Origin of the sequence: Actinoplanes sp. GCM10030250, from assembly GCF_042666575.1 — a bacterium.
GTDB lineage: Bacteria > Actinomycetota > Actinomycetes > Mycobacteriales > Micromonosporaceae > Actinoplanes.
The window spans coordinates 283,891-307,236 of the sequence record NZ_JBHTDO010000002.1 but is presented as its reverse complement, the minus strand read 5'-3'; the positions used below and the strand labels follow the sequence as shown (position 1 = coordinate 307,236).

Here is a 23,346-nt window from a genome sequence, read left to right as displayed (position 1 = left end):
CTCGGGCGTACCGTGAGACTGCCCGCGCCACCGGGGCCTGAAGAGTCCCCGGCGCCGCGGTCGCGGGCCGCCGGTAGGTCCCGTATCGGCGGCCCGCCCCTGCTCAGCCCGGCTCAAGCCGGCGCACAGCCCGGCTCAAGCCCGCGCACAGCCCGGCTCAAGCCGGCGCACAGCCCAGCTCAAGCCGGCGCACAGCCCAGCTCAAGCCGGCGCACAGCCCAGCTCAAGCCGGCGCACGGTCCGGCTCCGCCCGCTCCGGCCGGGGAGCGGATCAGTCGATGGTGCAGATCACCGTGCCGGCCGTGATGGTGGCGCCGACCTCGACGGCGAGACCGGCGACGGTTCCCGCCTTGTGGGCCTGCAGCGGCTGCTCCATCTTCATCGCCTCGACGACCACGATCGTGTCGCCCTCGGCGACCTCGTCACCGTTCTGCACGGCGACCTTGACGATCGTGCCCTGCATCGGTGCGGTCAGTCCGCCGCCGCTGACCGTGGCGGCCGCACCGGCCCCGGACCGGGAACGGGAACGGGAGGATCCTCGTTTGGGCACGCTCCCGGTCGTACCGGAGAAAAGGGTCTTGGGAAGACGCACCTCGATGCGCCGCCCGCCCACCTCGACCACGACGGTCTCGCGCTCCTCGGCCTCGCCGCCGGCCGCCGCGGTGGCGCTGAACGGCTCGACGCCGCCCGCCCACTCGGTCTCGATCCAGCGGGTGTGCACGGTGAACGGCTCGCCGGTGAACGCCTCGTCGCGGACGACCGCGCGGTGGAACGGCAGCACGGTGGCGATGCCCTCGATGACCGTCTCGTCCAGCACCCGGCGGGAGCGCTCCAGCGCCTCGGCCCGGGTCGCACCGGTCACGATGATCTTCGCGAGCATCGAGTCGAAGTTGCCGCCGATCACGCCGCCCTTCTCGACGCCGGAGTCGACCCGCACGCCCGGACCGGACGGCCAGGTCAGCTCGGTGACCGTGCCGGGTGCGGGCAGGAAGTTGCGGCCCGCGTCCTCACCGTTGACACGGAATTCGATGGCGTGCCCGCGCGGCGCCGGATCCTCGGTGAAGGGCAGCGGCTCGCCCGCCGCGATCCGGAACTGCTCGCGCACCAGATCGATGCCGGTGGTTTCCTCGCTGACCGGGTGCTCCACCTGGAGACGGGTGTTGACCTCGAGGAACGAGATGGTCCCGTCCTGGCCGACCAGGTATTCGACGGTGCCGGCGCCGTGGTAGCCGGCCTCCCGGCAGATCGCCTTCGCGCTCTCGTGGATCTTCTGCCGCTGCTCGGCGCTGAGGAACGGCGCGGGCGCCTCCTCGACCAGCTTCTGGTGGCGGCGCTGCAGCGAGCAGTCGCGGGTGCCGACCACGACGACGTTGCCGTGCGTGTCGGCCAGGACCTGCGCCTCGACGTGCCTCGGCCGGTCCAGGTAGCGCTCGACGAAGCACTCGCCACGACCGAAAGCGGCCACTGCTTCCCGGGTCGCGCTCTCGAAGAGGGCCGGGATCTCGTCGATGGTGCGGGCCACCTTCAACCCTCGGCCACCGCCGCCGAACGCGGCTTTGATCGCCACCGGCAGGCCGTGTTCCTGCGCGAACGCGACGATCTCGGTGGCGTCCGCGACCGGCTCGGATGTGCCGGGCACCAGTGGCGCACCGGCCCGCTGCGCGATGTGCCGCGCGGTGACCTTGTCACCGAGATCGCGGATCGCCTGCGGCGACGGACCGATCCAGATCAAACCCTTCTCCTGTACGGCGGAAGCGAACTCGGCGTTCTCGGACAGGAATCCGTAGCCCGGGTGCACCGCGTCGGCTCCGCTGCGTGCGGCGACGTCGAGCAGCTTGTCGATCCGGAGGTAGGTGTCGGCGGCGGTCTCGCCGTCGAGCGCGTAGGCCTCGTCGGCCAGGCGCGCGTGCGGCGCGTCCCGGTCGCTGTCGGCGTAGACGGCGACGCTGGTGAGGCCGGCGTCTTTGCAGGCCCGGATGACCCGGACGGCGATCTCGCCACGGTTGGCGATCAATATCTTCCGCACGACCAAGAGCCTAACGGCCGTTCGGCTTTCAGTGTGCTGGGCATTTGAGGACGGCGCGTTTATTGGGACGACGTGGATCGGCGGTGCGGGCTAGGTTCGACGGCATGATTGAGACTCGCGGATTGCGCAAGAGTTTCAAGGCCCGCCGCGGTCCCGCGGTGGAGGCCGTCCGCGGCATCGACCTGGACGTCGCCAAGGGCGAGATCTTCGGCTTCCTGGGTCCGAACGGTGCCGGCAAGACCACCACGCTGCGGATGCTTGCCACCCTCATCGTCCCGGACGGCGGCACCGCCACGATCGCCGGCGCCGACCTGCTGCGCGAGCCCGGCGAGGTGCGCCGCCGCATCGGCTACGTGGCACAGGGCGGCTCCACCTGGGACGACTCCACAGCGGTCGAGGAGCTGGTGCTGCAGGCCCGCCTCTACGGAGTCTCCCGACCCGACGCCCGCGTCCGCGCCGGCCGGGTTCTCTCCGCCTTCCAGCTCTCCGAGTACGCGGATCGCAAGGCGAAGACCTATTCGGGTGGCCAGCGCCGCCGGGTCGACATCGCGCTCGGGATCATCCACGAGCCGAGTCTGCTGTTCCTGGACGAGCCGACCACCGGGCTGGACCCGCAGAGCCGCGCGCACATGTGGGACGAGATCCGCCGGCTGCGCGACGAGGGGATGACGGTCTTCATCACCACGCACTACCTGGAGGAGGCGGACGCGCTCTGCGACCGGATCGCCATCATGGACCACGGGCAGATCGTGGCCTCCGGGACGCCGTCGGAGCTGAAGCGCTCCATCGCCGGTGAGGTCGTCTTCGTCGGCCTGCCACCGGGCTCGGTCTCCGCGGCCTCCACCGTGCTGTCCGCCTACAAGTCCGACCCGTTCCCGGACGGCATCCGGCTGCACGTCGACGACGGCGCCACCGCGATCCCCGACATCCTGCGCCTGCTGGACGCCGCCTCGGTGCCGCTGACCGGGATCGAGTTGCACCGGCCCAGCCTCGACGACGTCTTCCTCACCAAGACCGGCCGATCCCTGCGGGAGAGTGCGGCATGAAGTTCGCGCGTGACACCTGGCTGATCTTCGAGAACCAGATGCGCCTGCTGCTGCGCAACCCGGTCTGGGTGCTGGTCGGGATCTTCCAGCCGGTGATGTACCTGCTGCTCTTCGCGCCGCTGCTGCGGCCGGCACTGCAGGTGGCCACCGACGCCGAGGCGTACGAGATCTTCGTGCCCGGCATGCTCGTCATGCTCGCCATCTTCGGCGGCCTCTTCCAGGGCTTCGGCCTCATCGCCGAGCTCCGGGCCGGCGTCATCGAGCGCTCCCGGGTCACCCCGGTCAGCCGGCTCGCGCTGCTGCTCGGCCGGACGCTGCGGGACGTGGTGTCGCTCATCGCGCAGGCGGTCATCATCACGCTGCTCGCGGTCCTGTTCGACCTGCGGGTGTTCCTGGGGAACATCCTCCTCGCGTACGTGATGCTCGCCCTGATCGCGCTGATGACCTCGGCGCTCAGCTACGGGGTGGCGCTGCGGGTGCGCAGTGAGGACGCGCTGGCGCCGCTGATGAACACGGTGGCGCAGCCGTTGCTGCTGCTCTCCGGGATCCTGCTGCCGCTGACCTTCGCGCCGGCATGGCTGCAGCGGGTCGCCGAGTGGAACCCGTTCTCGTGGGCGGTGGACGGGACGCGGGCGCTGTTCCGGGGTGACCTCGGTGCGCCGGAGGTCTGGCAGGGACTGGCGATCACGGCGGTGCTGGCCGCGGCGGCGGTGGGATGGGCGGCGCGGGAGTTTTCTCGCAGCGTTCGCTGAGCCCGCTCGCGGCGGGCGTTTCTCGTAGCGTTCGGCGAGCCCTCTCGCGGTGGGCGGGCGTTTTCTCGCAGCGTTAGGTGAGCCTCTTGATAGGCAGCCGTCTGGCTGCCTATTCTGGTGTCGTGGATGCGGTGTTCAAGGCGCTCGCGGATCCCGGGCGGCGGCACCTGCTCGACAGCCTCAACCGGACGAGCGGCCAGACGCTGCGGGAGCTCTGCGACGGCATGGGGATGGCCCGTCAGTCGGTGAGCAAGCACCTGGCGGTGCTGGAGGCCGCCGGGCTGGTCACCGCTGTCCGGCAGGGGCGGGAGAAGTTGCACTACCTCAACGCCGAGCCGGTGAACGCCATCGCCGACCGCTGGATCAGCCGCTATCACCGCTCGCGGGTGCAGACGCTCGCCGGCCTCAAGAGCTCGCTGGAGGGTTCGACAATGGGTTTCAGCTATACGACGTACATCGCGACGACGCCGGAGAAGCTGTGGGAGGCGCTGACCGATCCCGCGTTCACCAGGCAGTACTGGGGTGCGGAGTTCACCACCGACTGGAAGCCCGGCTCGGCGATGACCTGGACGGAGAACGGGGTGACGATCGAGGACCCGGAGCAGGTGGTGCTCGAGGCTGATCCGGGGCGGCGGTTGGCGTACACGTGGCACACCTTCACGCCGGAGTTCGCCGCCGCGCACGGATTCGACGCGGACTGGCTCGCGGCGGCCACGGTGGGAAGCCGGTCGAAGGTGGTCTTCGACATCGAGCCGCAGGGGTCGGTGGTGAAGCTGACCGTCACGCATGACGACTTCGACCCGGCGAACGTGGCGTTCCAGGGGCTGGCCGAGGGGTGGGTGCCGCTGTTGTCGAGCCTGAAGACGCTGCTGGAGACCGGGGAGCCGCTGCCTGCTCCCGTCCCGGTGTGAGCCTGCGGGCGGCTGTCGCAGCGTTTCCCCTCAGCGGCGCCAGAGTGTCGTGATCGGCACGCCCATCTCACCGAGAAGGTTCCGCAGCAGCGGCAGCGACAGCCCGATCACGTTGCCCGGATCCCCTTCGATCCGGTCCACGAACGCCCCGCCCCGCCCGTCGAGCGTGAACGCACCCGCCACCTGTAGCGGCTCACCCGAGGCCACGTAAGCCTCGATCTCGGCGTCGCTCACATCCGCGAAATGCACAACGGTGGTGCCGACCGCCTCCGCCTGCAACCCGCTGACCAGCCCGGTCAGGTGATGCCCGGTGTGCAGCACCCCCGACCTGCCGCGCATGGCCATCCAGCGCTTGATCGCCTCGTCGGCATTGGCGGGCTTCCCGAACACCTCGTCCTCGAAGGCGAGCACCGAGTCACAGCCGAGCACCAGCGCTCCCGGGTCGGCCGGGAGGTTGGCCGCCACCGTCCGCGCTTTCATCCGCGCGAGGGCGAGGCTCGTCGTATACGCGTCGTCCGCGTCCACGACGCTCTCGTCCACCCCGCTGACGATGACCTCGGCGTCAATCCCGGCCCCGGTGAGCAGCGCCCGGCGCGCGGGGCTGGCCGAGGCGAGAATCAAGCGGTACACGATGTCGGTCTGCACGAAAAAGGAGACTACAAGCCTCAGGGGTGCGAAAGTGCCCGCAAGCGCCATGTTTCAGTCGAGAACGCGGACAAAACCCCGGGCTCCCGGCTCGTCGACCTGTGTGGGCGCCGCCGGTATTCAATTCCGGTCTTGCCTCTGGCCCCCATCGCCTATCAGGACCGGCGGCGCCTGCGCACTGCGAGGAAAGCGACGAGAGTGCTGATCGCGACAATTGCCGCGACTATCCCCACGACGGCAGCCGCAGTTGCCCGGGCGGGAGTCGAATCTGGCGCCGCGGCCGGGCCCGTCGTCTCCGAGCCGTTGGTCTCCGAAGCCGGTGTGGAGCTCGAAGCGAGCGGAGGCACATCAGCGGTGAGCGCTTTGACGATGTTGAGCACCCCGAACCCGCACTCGTCATCGCGCCCCGGCGGCCCGATGTCCGTCGCGGTGGCCGTCAGCCGATGAACGACCTCCTGCGCGGAAAGCTCCGGAAACTCGGACCGAACAAGAGCAGCCGCCCCCGCAACGATTGCCGCCGCCGCCGAGGTCCCGTCCGTGATGCGATAACTCTCGCTGAGGCCGGTCGTCACAATCTCCGTTCCCGGAGCGCAGATGTCCAGCTCCCCGCCGGTGACCGAATAGCGCGCATGGGCTCCGCTCCGATTGACGGCGCCCACTGCCAGAACCTCGGGAACCGCGGCGGGAAGTTGCGGGAAAAGGTGCTCGGAACGGTTGCCGGCCGCTGCGACGACGAGTGCGTCATGGGCACGTGCCGACTTCAAGGAGGCGCTCAATTGCCGTGACGGCGCCGCCACCGAGGAGACGCTGATGACTTTCGCGCCGTTCTCGGCCGCCCAGGTGATGCCGGCGGGCAGGTCGACGTCCTGATCCGCCGAGCCGAAAATCTTGATCGGAAGCAGCTGAGCCGACGGGGCGATGCCGAGCGCCCCGTCGCCGTTCCTGCCGTGCGCGGCGATCAGCCCGGCCATCTGGGTGCCGTGCCCGATCTGGTCGGTGTGCCCGCTCCCGTCGCCGCCGTCGACCATGTCGGCGCCGGCCAGCACGCTTCCCCGCAGGTCGGGGTGGATGCTGACGCCGCTGTCGGGAATTCCGACGATCACCCCCGAGCCCTGGCTCGTCGAGTGGGCCTCGTCGACGTGGAGATAGGACAGGAACCACTGCGCGGACCGTACGCCGGCGGAGGTCGAGTCGGCCCGGTGACCAGCGCCGATGTTGATCGATGCGATGGTCAGGACAGCGACGATCTTTCCCGCGACCGCGACCGAGTTCAGCATGGCTGGCCGATTCCGATTACCGGTCCGGGGTCGATCTTCCTCTCCCGAGGAGGTTCGATGACCGGATCCGTTCCCCCGGCCACGTCCCAGTGGGTGTCGCGCTCAAGGCCCCGATGGGTGCCGGGACTCCGCCGGCTCGGATGTGCAATGGGCGGCGGTTGACCGATGATTCCGCCAACCGGATTGACCCGCAGAGGTGCCCGTGAATTCAGGGATGTCCCGGCCGCCGGAATCGCGCCGATGACGGCACCGGAGGGTGGAATCAGGTTGCCGAGCGGCGATTCAGCGACAGGTGAAGGTGGCGCGTTGAGCCGCGATGTTCCTGGAGCGAGAGCCGGCGAACGCCGCTCAGGAACGCCCAGGACACCACCGGGTGGCAGGCTCCCCATCCCCGGCAGCTCGACGGCAGGCGCGGACTGACCGGGCGGTGTGATGGCGGTGGGAGAGCTGACTCCACTCAAGGCGGGACCGGGCGAGAAGCCCGTCGTTGCGCGGCCTGCTCCGGAACTGTTCCGTGCTCCGGCCCGTTCCTGCGGCGGATCCCCTCCCGATCGTGCATCCGATGCGAACGAGGGTGCCGTCTGCGATAGCGGGAAGGCGGGCGCCGAGAACCTTCTGTTCCCGATGTCCGTGCTCCGGGGCACCTTGTAGAGCTCCGGTGTGACCAGGGAGACCTGGGCAGTCGCCAGCTCCGCGCTGAGCGACGACATGACTCGGCGGGCGCGTTCCTCCAGGTGGGCCTGGCGGCCGGTGGGGATCGGGGACCGGGGCGGGATTCCTCTGGCCTTGCCGCCCACCAGGTGATGGAGACGCATCTCCGCCCTGAACTCGGCGAGCCGCACCTCGTTGGCTGCCCACTCCCGCTGGATGGGCTCCATCTCGCGCCGCGCCGAGTTCAGGGCACCGGTCGCGCCGGAGAGGGCCCGGTGGTTCTCCACCGCGGCCTCATACGTGCCCCGGAGGCTGGCGATCAGCACATCGAGCCGCTCCATGTACGCCGCGGCGGCCGGGCTCCTCGACGGCGGCCAGGCGGCGGCGAGGTTGTCGCGGTAGCGCTGGACGCTGGAGAGGTGCTGGAGCACCAGCTCGAACGACCTCCTCCACCCGGAGATCAGCTGCTGGTGTGCCACCCCGTCATGGGTCTCGATCATCGACCACATCTCGCCGACGTGGAGGTTGTGCCAGCTGGTGGCCGGGGGTACGGCGCGCATCAGGGGTCCTCCTCAGCGGTGGGGAGGATGCCCGCGGCGCGCAGGCCGGCGTGCACGTCGGTGACCCGGGCGCGGGCGAAGGCGTCGCTGCCGCGGTATCTGTCGCTGACCTCGCGGGCGGCGGCGGCGAAGCCGTAGGTGCCGTTGGCGTAGTTGTAGACGTTCTGCAGGGCGACGTCCTGGGCCCGCTCGTGCGCGCGCAGGAACTGGTCCAGCTCGCCGAAGTGGGGATGGGCGGGCGGCAGGCTGGTGAGCAGCGTGTCGCTCACGGCGCGGGCGCGGGGTGCGTAGTTACCCTCGACGTCGGCCCTCAGCCTGGCGGCGAAGTGCTCCATGGCGAGGATGTCGGCGGCTATGTCGCCGAAATCGGTGTGACCGTAATCGCGCAGCCACGCCGGGCCGAGGTCCTCGTCAGGGATCATCGGGGCCGCCCATCGACGCTCGACTGAATAACCTCTGTGAGATTATCCGGTTACAGCGTGTGGAAACGGCCCCTGTGGACAGCGCTTCAGCGGGGCAGGCCCGAGGCGCGCCAGCTGCGCGGGGAGGTCGAGGGGCGGGCTGATCGGATCCAGTCCGAGGTGATCGGCGAAGGAGTTCCGGAATTGACCGATGTGGATCGAGATGTCAGGATGGCGGCCAGCGCGGCCAGCTCATGATCGTCTAGGCTTCCTCGTACGACGCTGACCAGCGGTTCCGCATTCATCAGCCGAGCGTACGACGGGTGGCCGGAGTTCCGGTGACACGTGTCCCACACTCGGCTGATCAATTCGCGGCCGCTCGACAGAACCAGGTATTTTCTGCGTGATGTCTTCTTCTCCCCCACTCGTTGTCGCTGATCGGTACCGGCTCGTTGCGCCGCTCGGTCAGGGCGGGATGGGGCGTGTCTGGCGGGCGACCGATGTCGTCCTGCACCGGGACGTGGCCATCAAGGAACTCGTGCCGCCGCCGGGGCTGACCCCGGGCGAGCGGCAGGAGATGCGGGAGCGGTCGCTGCGTGAGGCTCGCGCGATCGCCCGGCTCAACAACGTCAACGTGGTTCGCGTCTTCGACGTGCTGCGTACGGACGCCGACCCGTGGATCGTCATGGAGTACGTGGCATCCCGCTCGCTGCAGGACACGCTCGCCGCCGACGGGCCCTTCAACCCGGTCCGCGCCGCCGAGATCGGCCTCGGTGTGCTCAACGCGCTGCGTGCCGCCCACCGGGCCGGCGTGGTGCACCGCGACGTCAAGCCGGGCAACGTGCTGATGGGCGCCGACGGTCGTGTGGTGCTGACCGATTTCGGTCTCGCGACGGTCCCCGGCGACCCGAACGTGACGCGGACCGGCCTGGTGCTGGGTTCACCGGCGTACATCGCTCCGGAGCGGGCGCGTGACGGCACAGCGGGTCCCGCGGCCGACCTCTGGTCGCTCGGCGCCACCCTGTTCGCCGCGGTCGAGGGGCAGTCACCGTTCGCGCGGCCGTCGGCGATCGCCACCCTGGCCGCGCTCGCGACCGAGAACCCACCGCCGTCGCGGAACGCGGGACCGCTCAAGGCCGTACTCAACGGGTTGCTGCGCAAGGATCCCGCCCACCGCATCGACGCCGAGGAGGCGGAGCGCCTGCTGGCTCGTGCCGCCGGGCGTCGCGCCAAGATCACTTTCCCGATGAGCCCGACCATGCGCCGGCCCGGTGTCGGCCGTGAGCGCCCGTCGCTGCCGAGCGGTCCGGGCGGGCCGCCGGTGCTGCCCGGTGCCGGGTATGCGACCGGTTCCGCGCCGGTCGTGCCGGGTCCGCGGCCGCCGGTCACGGCGGGTCCGCCGCCGGGCGGCCGGCCGACGTTCGCGCAGGGCAAGGCGCCGGTCAGTGGTCCGGCGCCGTCGGACGCCCCGCCGCGCGCTCCGCGCCCGGGCAGCAAACCCATCGACGCGACGCGGCTCGACACGCCGCCGGTTCCGGACGAGACAAAAAATCTTCCCGGTACGGGCTATCCGCCCCCGAACAACCCGGGAGCACCTGGACGGGCGACCGCACAGGTCCCGCCGTCGAGCCGGCGCCAGCCCGGAGCGCAGCCCCCGGCGACATCGGCGAGCCCCACCCGGGTCGGCTTCACGGCTTCCGACGTGGCCGCCAACCGGCGCAAGAAGGCCGCTCCGGAGCACGAGCGGTCGCTGGCCGCCGCAACCGGGGCGTACCCGATCGTGCCCACCCCTCAGGACTCCGCCCAGGCCACCACGGTGATGCCCGCGGGCGCCGCGCCCACCGCCGAGGCCACCACGGTGATGCCTGGCGGCGCCGCGCCGACCGCCGACGCCACCACGGTCCTGCCCCCCGACGCCCCGCCCGCCGGACGGTCCACCGAGCAGCCTGTCGAGGCGACCGCTGACGAGGCCGCCGAGGCGACCGCTGACGAGGCCGCCGAAGCGTCCGCTGACAAGGTCGCCGAGCAAGCGGCCGAGCAGCCCGCCGCGCAGGTTGCCGAAACGGCTGCGGAGCAGGCAGGCAACAAGCCCGAGCAGGCCACCGATAAAGCCGAGCAGGCCACCGATAAAGCCGAGACGGAGCAGGCCGCACCGAAGACCGACGAGCCGGAGGCCGAGGAACAGCCTGAAGCTGCTCAGCCGGAGGCCGAACAGGCCGTAGAGTCCACGCCCGATCAGGCTGAGGCGACGGAAGCCGACACCGAGACCGAGGCGAAGAACTCCCGGACGGACGCCGAGAAGGCGACGGATCAGGAAGCGCAAAAGGCTCAGACCGGCCAGGAAACTCGGGACGAGCAGCCCGAGCCGGAGGCCGCAGCTGACGACAAGAGCTCGGAGAAGAAGGAACCGGACGCCGACAAGACCTCCTTCGTCGACCTCACCGCAATCGTCCCGCCGCAGGCGCGGCAGCCCCAGAACAGGCAGCCCCAGAACAGGGTCAGGCAACCGCGGAACCGGCAACAGTCGGAGGACCAGACCCGCGTGGTCGGCGAGATCCGCCAGGGTCCCGGCTTCGCCCCGCCGAGCCGTCCCGCCTGGACGCCGATGCAGTTGCGCCCGGCCGACCGCCGGAACAACGGGATCACCATCCTCGGCACCACGCTGACCAAGCGGCAGGCCGCCATCGGCCTCGGCATCGTGCTCACGTTCGTGCTGCTCGTCGGGATCATCCTGGTGCAGGCGTTCGGCTCCGGCGACTCGGGCACGCCGACCGCCGGTACCACGAAGGCCGCGGCGACCGGCAAGCCCGCACCGGACAAGTCAACTCCCGCGAAGGGCGACACCGGCGGGGAGCCGAAATCCCCGGCGCCGGCGAGCAGTGCGAGCGGGAAGATCCCGGACGGCTGGCGTACCTACAAGGCGTCCGGCTTCAGTTTCCCGGTACCGGGCAGCGTCTCGGGTGGCGGTGGCGGCAGCGGTCTCAGCCTGAACTGGGACAACCGGATGGTCCGCGTCGACGTGATCAACTCCCCGCTCGGCGATCCGGTGGAGTTCATCGCGCAGCAGCAGACCGGCCACTACCGCAGCTACCAGAAGATCGGCGTGACCGCTGTCGACTACCACGGGAAAGCCGCGGACTGGGAGTTCACCTACAAGACCGGCAGCGGGAACGAGCAGCACGTGGTGCGCCGGGCCTTCGCGATCGACGGCACGACTTACATGCTTTCCTGGTACACCTCGCCCGAGGTCTGGGACGAGTCGAAGAAGGACCTCGACGTCATCTACCAGGGGTTTGCCAAGCGCTAGGGCGTCGAGACAGGCTCTGGCGCACCTCCAGGAGTGAGATCCGGACGGCTGGGTATTGATCCAGTATCACGGATGGAGGTACATCATGAACTGCCGACGCTACGGCAGTAAGCCCACGATCGCCCTGTGGATGCTCGTCGCTGTTGCCGACGTGGCGCTGGTCGTGGCCGCCGGTGGTCTGCTCATGGTTCTGCTCGCTGTCGCCACCCTGACGGTGGTGGGCGGTGGTTTTCTCGCCGCCCGGACCCTCGCCCGGCGCGAGCCCGAGGCCGCGGAGGCAGTGGTACGCCGACGCGCATAGCGTGATCGGCTACAGTCCCCGGCGTGTTGTCGATCGACGGTGTGACTGACCTCTGGGACCAGCTTCTGGGTGCCGAGCCGGATCCGCCCGGCCTGCTGGTGCTGCTCACCGCGGTCGCGGGTGTCGTAGCGGTGGTTGTCCGCCCCATCTGGCGGGTGGCCCGTAACGCCGTCACGATCGCGCACGAGGGCGGTCACGCGCTGTTCGCGCTGCTGACCGGCCGCAAGCTGCGGGGTATCCGGCTCGAGTTCGACACGTCCGGGCTCACCCTCTCGGCGGGCCGCCCGACCGGTCCGGGCATGATCCTGACCCTGCTCGGCGGCTACATCGCGCCGTCGCTGGTCGGCGTGCTCGGTGCGTGGCTGCTCGGCGGGAACCGCATCACGCTGCTGCTCTGGCTCGCGGTGGCGCTGCTGCTACTCATGCTGATCAACATCAGGAACCTGTTCGGCGTGATCTCGCTGCTGATCACGGGCGCGATCGTCTTCGTGGTGTCCTGGTACGCCTCTCCGGAAGTGCAGGCGGCTTTCGCGTACGCCGGAGTCTGGTTCTTGCTCTTCGGTGGTGTTCGTCCGGTCTTCGAGTTGCAGACGCTGCGCAAGCGCGGCCGGATGCGTGACTCGGACGCCGATCAGCTCGCCCGGCTCACCCACCTGCCCGCCCTGTTCTGGGTCGGCGTCTTCCTCGTGGTGAACCTGGTCGCCCTGCTGGCCGGCGCCTTCCTCCTCGCCGGCCAGTGGCTGCCCACTCTCAGCACCCCGTAGCACGCAAAACGCCGCCGGTGAGCTGGCAAGCGATTTGCCGACGGCCGCGGGATTTGCGGACGGCGGGAAATCGCCTGCCAGCTCACCGGCTCAAAAGGCGTTTTGCCGCGGAGCGAAGCGGAGCCATGTCACAGAGGTATGTTGCCGTGTTTCTTGGGCGGCAGGGTCTCCCGTTTGGTGCGCAGCATCCGCAGCGCCCGGGTGACCTGCGCCCGGGTCTGTGACGGCTGGATGACCGCGTCCACGTAACCCCGCTCGGCCGCGATGTACGGGTTCGCCAGCGTGTCCTCGTACTCCTGAATGAGTTCCGTCCGGCGCTGGACCGGATCCGATGCCGCAGCGAGCTCACCCCGGTGCAGGATGTTGACCGCGCCCTGGGCACCCATCACCGCGATCTGCGCGGTCGGCCAGGCGAAGTTGACATCGGCGCCGAGGTGCTTGGAGCCCATCACGTCGTAGGCCCCGCCGTACGCCTTGCGGGTGATCACCGTGACCTTGGGGACGGTGGCCTCCGCGTAGGCGTAGATCAGCTTGGCGCCGCGCCGGATGATGCCGTCCCACTCCTGCCCGGTGCCCGGCAGGAAGCCCGGCACGTCGACGAAGGTCAGGACCGGAACATTGAAGGCGTCACAGGTACGCACGAAGCGCGCCGCCTTCTCCGATGCCGCGATGTCCAGCGTCCCGGCCAGGCTGATCGGCTGGTTGGCGACCACGCCCACCGGCCGGCCCTCGACCCGGCCGAAGCCGACCACGATGTTCTGCGCGTAGAGCGGCTGGACCTCGAGGAACTCGTCGACGACGGTCTCGACGACCTTCTTGATGTCGTACGGCTGGTTGGGCGAGTCCGGGATCAGGGTGTCGAGCGCCCGGTCCTCGTCGGTCCTCTCGAGGTCCGTCGCGGCGTCGTAGAGGACCGGCTCGTCGAGGTTGTTGCTGGGCAGGTACGACAGGAGCGCCCGGACGTAGTCGATCGCGTCCTCCTCGTCGCTCGCGAGGTAGTGCGCGTTGCCGCTGCGGGTGTTGTGCGTCCGCGCGCCGCCCAGCTCCTCGAACCCGACCTCCTCACCGGTGACCGTCTTGATGACGTCCGGCCCGGTGATGAACATGTGCGAGGTCTGGTCGACCATGACCGTGAAGTCGGTGATCGCGGGGGAGTAGACCGCCCCGCCCGCGCACGGTCCCATGATCAGCGAGATCTGCGGGATGACACCGCTGGCCCGGACGTTGCGGAAGAAGATGTCGGCGTAGAGGCCGAGCGCGACCACGCCCTCCTGGATGCGGGCGCCGCCGGAGTCGTTGATCCCGATGATCGGGCAGCCGATCTTCATGGCCAGGTCGAGCACCTTGACGATCTTCTCGCCGAACACCTCGCCGAGCGAGCCGCCGAAGACCGTGAAGTCCTGGGAGAAGACGCACACCTGCCGGCCGTCGACGGTTCCGTGGCCGGTGACGACGCCGTCGCCGTACGGCCGGTTCTTCTCCAGCCCGAAGGCGGTGGACCGGTGCCGGGCGAGCTCGTCGAGCTCCACGAAGGAGTCCTTGTCGAGCAGCAGCTCGATGCGCTCCCGGGCGGTCTTCTTGCCGCGGGCGTGCTGCTTCTCGATGGCGCGTGCGGAACCGGCGTGCACCGCCTCGTCCGTCCGGCGGGTGAGATCGGCGAGCTTGCCGGCGGTGGTGTGGATGTCGGGCTGCGTTGTCACGGTGGTCTCCACGCTCGGAGGGCTTCGATGCACTCGCGACGATCGTAGACGTCGCACAGGGAGGGCGACGCTACGAGTGCGTTTCGCGCGCAATGCCCCATTCGTTACACTCCTCGTGACGAACTGGATGACCGCGGCCGGGCTCGCCTTCATCGCAGGCGGCCTCGCCACGCTGATCAGCTTTCGTGCTGTGATCTTCGGCGGTGGGGCACGTCGCGCATCCCGGACCGGCGTCTCCGCCCGGCGCCGGCGACCGAAGGCCATCACCTCCGCACCGCCCGAAACCGCTCCGCCGGTACGCGCGATCCGGGAACCGGAGTCCGCCGAGTTCCCCTCGGCGGAGTTCGACCTGCACGAACCCGAGGCCGGCGCCTTCACCGGAGGGCCCGCCGTCCCTGAGATCGAACGCAGTGGGCTGGCCTCGATCGGGTTCGCCGCCGACGACGAGGAGGAGCCGGACGGGGTGCGGCTCGCGTACGAGGACCAGGAGCCGGACGAGAGCGGCGAGCGTGAACGGGAGGATCCCGAGTACGACGACGACATCGGCTACGACGAGCCGTATGTGGAAGCCCGCAGGACCGCCGGGCCCGCACCGGCCGAGCCTCTGCCGGCCGAGTCCCGGCCGGCCGAAGACCCGTGGGCCGAGGGCCGATTCCCGCAGCCGAGGCCGGTGGTCGACCGCTCGGACCGCGGCTACGGCGACCGGGTCGAGGACTGGGTCCGCCCCAGCTACCGGGACCTGGACGACCGCCCGCCGGCCGGTGACTACTGGACCCCGGTCCCGGACGACCTCTACACCGACCCGGAGCCGTCGGCCCGTGCCTACGGCTGGCCGGTTCCGGTGGAGCGGCTGCCACCGGTGCCCGACTACGAGCCGGCGACCGGGTTCGACCTGACACCCGTACAGGCCGCGGAGCCGACGGCGCTCGTGACTGCCTGGACGCCGGACGAGGAGGCCCGCCGCATCCGGCTGCCCCGATCCTGGTCGGGCCGGGACGAGAGGGCGGAGGCCGGACCGCGTCACGGCCGTGGCGACCGGGCCCGGCCACGGCCACGGCCGAGGCCCGTCGAGCGGTCCGAGCCGGGCTCCGGCTACGTCAGCCGGCACTCCGCGGGTCCGCACGGCTGACTCGGGACACGCTCTAGGCTTCCGGGGTGGCTCCTTCGTCGTACTCCGACCTCGACCGCCCGCCGCTGTCCGCCCGCGCGCTGACCCGGGCCCTGGTCGTGCCCGGTGGGCTGTGGTCGCGGCTCGACGTGCGTACCGAGACCGGCTCGACGAACGCGGACGCGGCCGAGGCGGCCCGGCAGGGAGCACCGGAGGGCCTGGTCGTGGTCGCCGAGAGCCAGGTGGCCGGGCGGGGGCGCCGGGACCGGCAGTGGGTCTCGCCGCCGCGTGCCGGGCTGACCCTCAGCGTCCTGCTGCGCCCGGGTGCCGCGGATCCGGAACGTGACTGGAAGCCGGTGCCGTCCGGCAGCCTCGGCTGGCTGCCGCTGCTCGCCGGGGTGGCACTGCGTGCGGCGGTGGCCCGGGTGGCCGAGGTGGAAACCGCTCTGAAGTGGCCGAACGATCTGCTGGTAGGCACGGCCGGAAGCGAGAGCAAGGCCGGCAGCGAGAGCGAGGGCACGGCCGGAGGCAAGGGCAAGTGCGCCGGGATCCTGGCCGAGGTGACCGGCGACGCGGTGGTGATCGGGATCGGCCTGAACGTGAGCACCCGCGCCGAGGAGCTGCCCGAGACGACCGGAGCGCCTGCTACCTCGCTGCGCGTTGCGGGCGCCGAGAACACCGACCGGGATCCGCTGTTGCGGGCGCTGCTGCGCGGCCTGGACCGGTGGTACGGCGGCTGGCGCGAGGCGGGCGGGGACGCCGAGATGTGCGGGCTGCTCGGTGAGTACCAGCGTCACTGCGCCACGATCGGCCGCACGGTCCGGGTGCTGCTGCCGGGTGGCGGCGAGCTGACCGGCGAGGCGGTCACCGTGGACCGGGACGGGCAGCTGGTGATCCGTACGGAGGACGGCGCCCGGCATCAGGTCTCGGCCGGTGACGTGCTGCACGTACGCTGAGCGCGTGGCGTTCCCCGACGACGTGCTCGCGGACGAGGAGGAGCTGGTCCTCCACCTGCGTCCGCATTGGAAGGCGGCGGTCGCACCGGTCCTGGTGCTGCTGCTGACGCTGGCCGGGTTCATCCTGGCCTGGGTGATGCTGCCGGAGACCGAGGGCGGCCGGATCGGGCTGCTGATGGTCGCCACGATCATGCTCTGGTACGCGGTACGCAACGGCGTCACCCCGCTGGTGGCCTGGCGCTGCACCCACTACGTGCTGACCGACGAGCGGATCCTGGTGCAGCAGGGTGTCCTCACCCGGGAGCGCCGTGACCTCCCGCTCAACCGCGTCAACGACCACTCGCTGGCCCAGTCGCTGCTGGACCGGATCCTCGGCAGCGGCACGCTCACCGTCGACTCGATCGGTGAGCAGAGCGCGAAGCTCGCCGGTGTGCCGGCCGCCCAGCAGGTGCAGACCCTGCTCTACGAGCTGATCGAGCGCGCCCCGGCGGACGACGAGGACGAAGAGGAGGAAGCGGTGGAGGAACCCGCTCCCCGCCGCCGTCTCTTCAGGAACTAGGGCGCGGGTCCAGCTCCGGGTGCAGGTCCAGCCGCGCGGCGCTGCCCGGGTGGTCGGCCGCGCTCAGCTCGGCGAGACCGGCGGTGGCGTCCATCTCGGTGATGGCGCCCTCGTGCCCGTCGACCGGCGGCTTGAGGAAGACGAACGTGCGGTACGCCCAGAACCGGAAGATCGTCGCGATCCCGATGCCCAGCACCGTGACGCTCATGAAGAGCAGCGCGTCGTGCTCCTCGGTGAGGCCGAACCCGTACTTGCCGACCGCGATCGTCCCGGACTGGATCACCATGCCGACGAGGTTGAACCCGAAGAACATCGTGTACTCCCGGCGCATCGCCGTCCGGGTGTGGTGGCGGTATGTCCAGTATCGATTCGCCAGGTAGGCCAGGGTCGTCGTGATCAGCGTGCCCACGATGCTCGCCTTGACCGCGCCGATCGGCAGCAGGACCCAGGTGATGGCGAGGTAGAGCGCGGTGTTGCCGGCGCCGATGATGCCGAAGGCAATGGCTTCCGGGGCGAGACGGCGGAGGCGATCCGTCAGCGAGCTGGCTGAGGGCATTGGGCAACCTTACGGGAACGGGGGCTGTTACGCCGAGTCACGGGGAGGCGGATGACGGCGACGTCATACTCCCGGTACGGTGCGGCCCGGCCGCCACCGGGTCGTTCTTACCCGGGGCGTCGGTGACCCGGAACACAAACCGGCGGTATGACCAGAAGCGGAACATGGTACCCATAGCGGTCCCGACGAGCTGCCCCGCGATGTTGTCGGCGACCGGGCTCTTGAGTGCCGGCCAGATCTGCCCGAGACCGTAGTGGCTGATCGCCAGGCAGGTCAGGGCGATCCCGAGGCCGATCGCGTTCAGCACGAAGAACATCGTGTACTGACGGGCCATGTTGGTGTGATCACCGTCGCGCCAGGTCCAGAACCGGTTGCCGAGAAAGGCGAGCGTGGTCGCCACCACTGTCGAGGCGGTCTTCGCCGTGAGCGTCTCGCTGCCCGACTGCAGCAGGTAGTTGAAGATCGCCAGGTCGACCGCGAACGCGATCCCGCCGACCAGCCCGAACTTGCCCACCTCGCGGGCGAGCGCCCGGATCCGTGTGCGCAGGCCGGTCGGCTGCGATGGGTTCGGCACGCGTCCGAGGGTACCGGCGGTGGTCACGGGCGGCGGCCTTCGCCGCCGAGTCTTAACCGGACGTCTCAACATGGTGACGCTGTCGGTACGGAGCGTTACGGAAGCCGTCGACCTCGCGGATCTCGGCGAGCCGGCTGCGGCAGTCTCCGCACCATGCGAGGTGTGTACCCATGCGATGGGAGTCGCGCGGTGCGAGCCGGCCGCGGACCTGACCGCCGAGCCGTTCGCCCGCCCAGCGGCACTCGGGGTGATCGGCAGCGGTCACGTGCTGCTGAAGATAGAGACTGCGCAGCCCTTCCCGGGCGCGGTGGGCCAGTACGGCGACCGCGTTCGGCGTCAGGCCCATCCGCGGTGCCAGCTCGGCGGGCGTGCTGCCCTCGACCTCGGTCTGCCAGAGCACGTCGCGCCAGCGCGGTGGCAGCTGCCGGAACGCGGCCGCGGCGAAACTGCGCTCCAGCCGGTCCAGTGCCGGGTCGGTGAACGGCTCGCCCGGGTCGTACCGGGTCAGGTCGTCGGTGAACTCCAGGCGGCGGTCCAGCCGGGCCCGGTGGTAGCAGACGTGGCGCATCGTGGTGTGCAGGTACGCCCGGAACGCCACGAGTGGCCCCCGCCCGGCGCGCAGGGTCGCGAACACCTTGGCGAACGTCTCGGCGACCAGGTCGTCGACGTCGGCGGGATCGCGGGTCAGCCCGTACGCGAACTGGCGAGCGGCCGCGTGGTGGCGCTCGTAGAGCGTCCCGAAAGCGGCGGTGTCGCCGGCCCGGACGGCCCCCAGCAGGTCGTTGTCCGAGTCCGCGTCGTTGCCCGGGATCGTCATTCCGCCTCCTGTGGCCGGAACTGCGAGGAAAGCCCGATTAGGTGAAAGCTTAAGGCTTAAGTCCCTTTTGTGAAAGTTGTCGTGTCAGCCGGTGCGGCGCGGCCGGATCCGGCGACTGTGCGCACTCGTGCACCAAGCAACGAAGAATCGATCGTCTGCGCGCAAAGCAGCCAAAGATTGTGCGGTTGTCCACAGGTTTGGCCGATGAACTCAACGCACACTCAGGCTTACGCTGATGTGACTCCCATGACAGACGCCGGACTTCCGGCCTATCCGTCATTGGTCAGTGCCGACCGAAGGAGCTTCATCTTGTCTCAGCCCCCTACCTCGCATCCCCGCCTGCTGGCGTGGATCGACGAGGTCGCCGCCCTGACAACGCCCGACCGGATCGTCTGGTGCGACGGTTCCGAGCAGGAGTGGACCGGCCTCACCGACGAGCTCGTCGCGTCCGGCGCGCTGGTCCGTCTTGATGAGAAGAAGAAACCCAACTCGTTCTGGGCGCACACCGACCCGTCGGACGTGGCGCGGGTCGAGGAACGCACCTTCATCTGCTCGGTCGACGAGGCCGACGCCGGACCCACCAACAACTGGATGGCGCCGGCCGAGATGAAGCAGCTCATGACCGGGCTCTACCGGGGCTGCATGAAGGGCCGGACGATGTACGTCGTCCCGTTCTGCATGGGCCCGCTCGACGCGCCCGAGCCGATGTTCGGCGTCGAGCTCACCGACAGCCCGTACGTCGTGGCCAGCATGCGCATCATGACCCGGATGGGGGCCGGGGTCCTGAAGGCGATGGGCGACGACGCCGACTTCGTGCCGGCGCTGCATTCGATCGGCGCACCCCTCGAACCCGGCCAGAGCGATGTCGCGTGGCCGTGCAACGAGACCAAGTACATCTCGCACTTCCCCGAGACCCGGGAGATCTGGTCCTTCGGCTCCGGTTACGGCGGCAACTCGCTGCTCGGCAAGAAGTGCTACGCGCTGCGGATCGCCAGCGTGGCCGCCCGCGACGAGGGCTGGCTCGCCGAGCACATGCTGATCATGAAGCTGACATCGCCGGAGGGACGGGTCCGCTACATCGCCGGCGCCTTCCCGTCGGCCTGCGGCAAGACCAACCTCGCCATGCTCGAGCCCACCCTGCCCGGGTGGAAGGTCGAGACCGTCGGCGACGACATCGCCTGGATGCGTTTCGGCGAGGACGGCCGGCTCTGGGCCACCAACCCCGAGTTCGGGCTCTTCGGCGTCGCGCCCGGCACCGACTTCCACACCAACCCGAACGCCATGCGCACCCTGGCCAAGGGCAACTCGGTCTTCACCAACGTGGCGCTGACCGACGACGGCGACATCTGGTGGGAGGGCATGGGCGAGCCGCCCGCGCACCTCACCGACTGGAAGGGCAACGACTGGACGCCCGATTCCGAGGCCGTCTCCAGCCACCCGAACAGCCGGTTCTGCACCCCGATCGAGCAGTGCCCGATCCTCGCCGACGAATATCACGACCCGCGCGGCGTACCGATCGACGCGATCCTGTTCGGCGGCCGGCGCAAGACCACGATCCCGCTGGTCAGCGAGGCCCGCGACTGGGTACACGGCGTCTACCTCGGTGCCACCCTGTCCAGTGAGACCACCGCGGCCGCGGTCGGGCAGGTCGGCGTGGTGCGCCGCGACCCGATGGCGATGCTGCCGTTCATCGGCTACCACGCCGGCGACTACTTCCAGCACTGGATCGACATGGCCAAGGGAGCCTCGGGCGACGCCGACAAGCTGCCCAAGGTCTTCTACGTCAACTGGTTCCGCCGCGGCGACGACGGCGGCTTCCTCTGGCCCGGCTTCGGCGAGAACAGCCGGGTGCTCAAATGGGTCGCCGAGCGCCTCGACGGCAAGGCCGACGCGGTGGAGACCCCGATCGGGCACGTGCCCACCCCGGAGTCGCTCGACCTCACCGGCCTCGACCTGGACCCGGCCGACCTCGAAGCCGTGCTGAAGGTCGACACCGAGGAGTGGCTGGCGGAGATCCCGCAGGTCACCGAGTGGTTCGAGAAGTTCGGCGACAAGCTCCCGGCGGTGCTGTGGGCCGAACTCGACGCCCTGCGCGCCCGCCTCGAGAAGGCGTGACGTCTTCCGCCGGCACGTCTCCCGCGGCAGAGGGGACGAGCACGCCGTAAGGCACGATTCTCTGATGGGAGTCGATGCCTACGACGTGGCGGTGATCGGTGCGGGACCGGCCGGTTCGGCGGCGGCGATAACCGCCTGCCGGGCCGGCGCCCGGGTGCTGCTGCTGGACCGCGCGGACTTCCCGCGTGACAAGACGTGCGGCGACGGCATCGCGGCGGAGGCCGTCGACGTACTCACCGCGCTCGGCGTGCCGGACGTCACCGCCGGCTATCCGCCGGTCGAGCGCCTGCGGCTGGTCGCGCCGGGCGGTTCGGCGGCGGCCCGGCGGTTGCCCCGGGCGGCACACACCGTGCCGCGCCGGGTCTTCGACGAGCGTCTCGTTCGGGCTGCCGTCGCCGCCGGCGCCGTTTTTCACAGACACACCACCCGGGAGGTACGCGAGGAGCACACCGTCGTGATCGATGGCACCTACCGGGCCCACGTGGTGATCGGGGCCGACGGTGCCGGATCGGTGGTGCGGCGCTCACTCGGCGAAGAGGCCAACCCGCCCGGGCACCTGGCGATCGCGATCCGCGGCTACCGTCCCACCACCAACACCGGCGAACAGGTCATCATCACCACGCGGCAGCGCTGGCCGGCGTACGCCTGGGAGTTCCCGATCGGCGACGGCACCGCCAACGTCGGGTACGGAGAACTCCTCCGGGGGACAGCGCTGTCACGGTCGTACCTGATGGAGAGGTTGCGAAATCTGCTGCCCGGCGCCGAACCGACCGGCCTGCGCGGGCACCACCTGCCGTTGTCCACCCACCGCCCGGTGCCGGGCCGCGGTCGCCTGCTGCTCGCCGGCGACGCCCTCTCCCTGATCAACCCGTGCACCGGTGAGGGAATCTTCTACGCCGTGCTCTCCGGATCGCTGGCCGGCGCCGCCGCCGCCCGCGGCCCGCACGACGTCGCCCGGCGCTACCGCGACGCGCTGCACCGGCGCCTCGGACGGCACCTGCGGCACTCCGCCGCCGCGGCCCGGCTCACCACCTGGCCACGCGTCGCCGACGCCGCGGTCGGCGCGGCCGCCGCCGACCCACACGTCTTCGCCCGGATGGTGGATCTCGGTCTCGCGGACGGGTTGCTCGACGCTCGCACGATCGGGCGCATCGCGTCGCGGTTGGTGCCGTGGCGGACCGTCGGCGCTTGAGCGTGCGGCAGGGATGGTTACGCTTTGCGGTGATGACTCTGCGCTCCCTGGTCTATTCCTTCTACGAGCGGCGGCTGGCGGGCAAGCTGGCCGGTAAGCCCGTGCCCCGGCACGTCGGCGTGATGTGCGACGGCAACCGGCGCTGGGCCCGCGAGATGGGCTTCGTCGACCCCAACGACGGCCACCGGGTCGGCGCGAGCCGGGTCAAGGAGCTGCTCACCTGGTGCGACCAGGCCGGCATCGAACACGTCACCCTCTACCTGCTGGCCACCGACAACCTGCGCCGCCCGGCCGCCGAACTCGACCCGCTCGTCAAGATCATCGAAGATCTCGCGACGGAACTGTCCGAGGACGGCAACCCGTGGCGGCTGCGCATGGTCGGCGCGCTCGACCTGCTGCCCGCCCCGACGTCGGCGACCCTGAAGGCCGCCCAGGAACGTACCCGGGAGCGCAGCGGCGGCGTCGAGGTCAACATGGCTGTCGGGTACGGGGGACGGCGCGAGATCACCGACGCGGTGCGCTCCCTGCTCTACGAGCACGCGGCTTCCGGGGGGACCCTCGAGGAGCTCGCCGAGATCCTGGACGTGGAGCACATCGCGGAACATCTGTACACGCGCGGTCAACCCGACCCGGACCTGGTCATCCGCACCAGCGGGGAGCAGCGGTTGTCCGGGTTCCTGCTGTGGCAGTCGGCGCACTCCGAGTTCTACTTCCACGACGCGAACTGGCCCGACTTCCGCCGCATCGACTTCCTGCGCGCCCTCCGCTCCTACGCCACCCGCCAGCGCCGCTACGGCGCCTGACGGCTCGACCGCCGCCCCAGCCCCGCGTCCGCGCGTGCTGCTTGCTGGCGGCCGTGCGTTGCTTCCGCGCTGCCCAGCCTCGCGTCCGCGCGTGCTGCTCGCTGGCGGCCGTGCGTTGCTTCCGCGCCGCCCAGCCTCGCGTCCGCGCGTGCTGCTTGCTGGCGGCCGTGCGTTGCTCCCGCGATCTTGTGAACTTGGTGCGCCCCGTTGCTGTGCACCTCCACAAGATCGCGGGTGGTCGCGCTGCTCGGGTGGTCGCGCTGCTCGGGTGGTCGCGCTGCTCGGGTGGTCGCGCTGCTCGGGTGGTCGCGCTGCTCGGGTGGTC

At 70.3% G+C, this 23,346-nt stretch carries 21 protein-coding genes and 1 pseudogene; 12 read left to right on the top strand and 10 right to left on the bottom strand.

Features of this window, described 5'->3' with window-relative positions; all coding sequences use genetic code 11:
• Positions 1–271: 271 nt before the first annotated feature.
• A complete protein-coding gene (locus ACFQV6_RS04590) occupies positions 272–2,026 on the bottom strand; it encodes an acetyl/propionyl/methylcrotonyl-CoA carboxylase subunit alpha (protein WP_378026037.1) in 1,755 nt (584 codons plus the stop codon).
• 104 nt (positions 2,027–2,130) lie between these two features.
• Here ACFQV6_RS04590 and ACFQV6_RS04585 point away from each other — a divergent pair, with 104 nt between their 5' ends.
• The 3 genes from ACFQV6_RS04585 (at position 2,131) to ACFQV6_RS04575 (ending at position 4,735) form a co-directional block, all read left to right on the top strand.
• Positions 2,131–3,072 (top strand): ATP-binding cassette domain-containing protein, encoded by a 942-nt coding sequence (locus ACFQV6_RS04585; protein ID WP_378026036.1) that lies wholly within the window; start codon positions 2,131–2,133, stop codon positions 3,070–3,072.
• Entirely contained in the window at positions 3,069–3,824 is a 756-nt protein-coding gene (locus ACFQV6_RS04580; protein WP_378026035.1) for an ABC transporter permease, read from the top strand. Before ACFQV6_RS04585 ends, ACFQV6_RS04580 begins: the two co-directional genes overlap by 4 nt.
• Before the next feature lie 122 nt (positions 3,825–3,946).
• On the top strand, positions 3,947–4,735 hold the full coding sequence (locus ACFQV6_RS04575) for an ArsR/SmtB family transcription factor (protein WP_378026034.1): 789 nt from the start codon (positions 3,947–3,949) through the stop codon (positions 4,733–4,735).
• Positions 4,736–4,765: 30 nt separating this feature from the next.
• Here the strand turns inward: ACFQV6_RS04575 and ACFQV6_RS04570 are convergent, their stop codons facing one another.
• The 5 genes from ACFQV6_RS04570 to ACFQV6_RS04550 form a co-directional block, all read right to left on the bottom strand.
• Entirely contained in the window at positions 4,766–5,380 is a 615-nt protein-coding gene (locus ACFQV6_RS04570; RefSeq protein WP_378026033.1) for a Maf family protein, read from the bottom strand.
• Positions 5,381–5,535: 155 nt separating this feature from the next.
• Complete coding sequence (locus ACFQV6_RS04565) at positions 5,536–6,657, bottom strand: S8 family serine peptidase (protein WP_378026032.1); 1,122 nt, start codon at positions 6,655–6,657, stop codon at positions 5,536–5,538.
• Entirely contained in the window at positions 6,651–7,868 is a 1,218-nt protein-coding gene (locus ACFQV6_RS04560; protein ID WP_378026031.1) for a hypothetical protein, read from the bottom strand. The genes ACFQV6_RS04565 and ACFQV6_RS04560 overlap by 7 nt, the downstream gene beginning before the upstream one ends.
• Entirely contained in the window at positions 7,868–8,290 is a 423-nt protein-coding gene (locus tag ACFQV6_RS04555) for a hypothetical protein (protein WP_378026030.1), read from the bottom strand. The genes ACFQV6_RS04560 and ACFQV6_RS04555 overlap by 1 nt, the downstream gene beginning before the upstream one ends.
• An 86-nt stretch (positions 8,291–8,376) precedes the next feature.
• Entirely contained in the window at positions 8,377–8,574 is a 198-nt protein-coding gene (locus ACFQV6_RS04550; RefSeq protein WP_378026029.1) for an acyl-CoA carboxylase subunit epsilon, read from the bottom strand.
• A 101-nt stretch (positions 8,575–8,675) separates the two neighbouring features.
• Between ACFQV6_RS04550 and ACFQV6_RS04545 the strand changes: the two are divergent.
• From ACFQV6_RS04545 to ACFQV6_RS04535, 3 genes and pseudogenes are all read left to right on the top strand, one after another.
• Positions 8,676–9,552, top strand: a pseudogene (locus tag ACFQV6_RS04545) (serine/threonine-protein kinase); the annotation flags it as partial.
• A gap of 2,109 nt (positions 9,553–11,661) precedes the next feature.
• Entirely contained in the window at positions 11,662–11,877 is a 216-nt protein-coding gene (locus ACFQV6_RS04540; protein ID WP_378026028.1) for a hypothetical protein, read from the top strand.
• Between the two features lie 23 nt (positions 11,878–11,900).
• Positions 11,901–12,641 carry a M50 family metallopeptidase gene (locus tag ACFQV6_RS04535; protein ID WP_378026027.1) on the top strand — a complete coding sequence of 247 codons (741 nt, stop codon included), beginning with the start codon at positions 11,901–11,903 and terminating at the stop codon, positions 12,639–12,641.
• A 128-nt stretch (positions 12,642–12,769) separates the two neighbouring features.
• On the opposite strand, the gene ACFQV6_RS04530 is transcribed toward ACFQV6_RS04535, so the two are convergent.
• On the bottom strand, positions 12,770–14,341 hold the full coding sequence (locus ACFQV6_RS04530) for an acyl-CoA carboxylase subunit beta (RefSeq protein ID WP_378026026.1): 1,572 nt from the start codon (positions 14,339–14,341) through the stop codon (positions 12,770–12,772).
• Between the two features lie 115 nt (positions 14,342–14,456).
• Between ACFQV6_RS04530 and ACFQV6_RS04525 the strand changes: the two genes are divergently transcribed.
• The 3 genes from ACFQV6_RS04525 to ACFQV6_RS04515 are packed head-to-tail and all read left to right on the top strand — an operon-like array spanning position 14,457 to position 16,964.
• A complete protein-coding gene (locus tag ACFQV6_RS04525) occupies positions 14,457–15,470 on the top strand; it encodes a hypothetical protein (protein WP_378026025.1) in 1,014 nt (337 codons plus the stop codon).
• A 26-nt stretch (positions 15,471–15,496) separates the two neighbouring features.
• Positions 15,497–16,405 carry a biotin--[acetyl-CoA-carboxylase] ligase gene (locus ACFQV6_RS04520; protein ID WP_378026024.1) on the top strand — a complete coding sequence of 303 codons (909 nt, stop codon included), beginning with the start codon at positions 15,497–15,499 and terminating at the stop codon, positions 16,403–16,405.
• Positions 16,406–16,409: 4 nt separating this feature from the next.
• On the top strand, positions 16,410–16,964 hold the full coding sequence (locus ACFQV6_RS04515; protein WP_378026023.1) for a PH domain-containing protein: 555 nt from the start codon (positions 16,410–16,412) through the stop codon (positions 16,962–16,964).
• On the opposite strand, the gene ACFQV6_RS04510 is transcribed toward ACFQV6_RS04515, so the two are convergent.
• From ACFQV6_RS04510 to ACFQV6_RS04500, 3 genes are read right to left on the bottom strand one after another with little or no spacing between them, the layout of a single operon-like run.
• Positions 16,954–17,520: a GtrA family protein gene (locus tag ACFQV6_RS04510; protein WP_378026022.1), complete on the bottom strand. Its 567-nt coding sequence runs from the start codon at positions 17,518–17,520 to the stop codon at positions 16,954–16,956. The two genes, ACFQV6_RS04515 and ACFQV6_RS04510, sit on opposite strands and share 11 nt — an antisense overlap.
• 37 nt (positions 17,521–17,557) lie before the next feature.
• Complete coding sequence (locus ACFQV6_RS04505) at positions 17,558–18,121, bottom strand: GtrA family protein (protein ID WP_378026021.1); 564 nt, start codon at positions 18,119–18,121, stop codon at positions 17,558–17,560.
• A 25-nt stretch (positions 18,122–18,146) separates the two neighbouring features.
• Positions 18,147–18,911 (bottom strand): sigma-70 family RNA polymerase sigma factor, encoded by a 765-nt coding sequence (locus ACFQV6_RS04500; RefSeq protein WP_378026020.1) that lies wholly within the window; start codon positions 18,909–18,911, stop codon positions 18,147–18,149.
• Positions 18,912–19,220: 309 nt separating this feature from the next.
• Between ACFQV6_RS04500 and ACFQV6_RS04495 the strand changes: the two genes are divergently transcribed.
• The 3 genes from ACFQV6_RS04495 (at position 19,221) to ACFQV6_RS04485 (ending at position 23,021) form a co-directional block, all read left to right on the top strand.
• A complete protein-coding gene (locus tag ACFQV6_RS04495; RefSeq protein WP_378026019.1) occupies positions 19,221–21,026 on the top strand; it encodes a phosphoenolpyruvate carboxykinase (GTP) in 1,806 nt (601 codons plus the stop codon).
• 64 nt (positions 21,027–21,090) lie between these two features.
• The gene (locus ACFQV6_RS04490) at positions 21,091–22,218 is read left to right on the top strand and encodes a geranylgeranyl reductase family protein (protein ID WP_378026018.1); all 1,128 of its coding nucleotides are present in this window, start codon (positions 21,091–21,093) and stop codon (positions 22,216–22,218) included.
• Between the two features lie 32 nt (positions 22,219–22,250).
• The gene (locus tag ACFQV6_RS04485) at positions 22,251–23,021 is read left to right on the top strand and encodes an isoprenyl transferase (RefSeq protein WP_378026017.1); all 771 of its coding nucleotides are present in this window, start codon (positions 22,251–22,253) and stop codon (positions 23,019–23,021) included.
• Positions 23,022–23,346 lie beyond the last annotated feature (325 nt).

Excerpts from the sequence above, each read along its gene's own strand:
- ACFQV6_RS04510 (WP_378026022.1), bottom strand. The coding sequence starts at position 17,520 with ATGCCCTCAGCCAGCTCGCTGACGGATCGCCTCCGCCGTCTCGCCCCG.
- ACFQV6_RS04485 (WP_378026017.1), top strand. The coding sequence starts at position 22,251 with ATGACTCTGCGCTCCCTGGTCTATTCCTTCTACGAGCGGCGGCTGGCG.
- ACFQV6_RS04540 (WP_378026028.1), top strand. The coding sequence starts at position 11,662 with ATGAACTGCCGACGCTACGGCAGTAAGCCCACGATCGCCCTGTGGATG.
- ACFQV6_RS04490 (WP_378026018.1), top strand. The coding sequence starts at position 21,091 with ATGGGAGTCGATGCCTACGACGTGGCGGTGATCGGTGCGGGACCGGCC.
- ACFQV6_RS04500 (WP_378026020.1), bottom strand. The coding sequence starts at position 18,911 with ATGACGATCCCGGGCAACGACGCGGACTCGGACAACGACCTGCTGGGG.
- ACFQV6_RS04565 (WP_378026032.1), bottom strand. The coding sequence starts at position 6,657 with ATGCTGAACTCGGTCGCGGTCGCGGGAAAGATCGTCGCTGTCCTGACC.
- ACFQV6_RS04550 (WP_378026029.1), bottom strand. The coding sequence starts at position 8,574 with ATGAATGCGGAACCGCTGGTCAGCGTCGTACGAGGAAGCCTAGACGAT.
- ACFQV6_RS04585 (WP_378026036.1), top strand. The coding sequence starts at position 2,131 with ATGATTGAGACTCGCGGATTGCGCAAGAGTTTCAAGGCCCGCCGCGGT.
- ACFQV6_RS04555 (WP_378026030.1), bottom strand. The coding sequence starts at position 8,290 with ATGATCCCTGACGAGGACCTCGGCCCGGCGTGGCTGCGCGATTACGGT.
- ACFQV6_RS04580 (WP_378026035.1), top strand. The coding sequence starts at position 3,069 with ATGAAGTTCGCGCGTGACACCTGGCTGATCTTCGAGAACCAGATGCGC.
- ACFQV6_RS04560 (WP_378026031.1), bottom strand. The coding sequence starts at position 7,868 with ATGCGCGCCGTACCCCCGGCCACCAGCTGGCACAACCTCCACGTCGGC.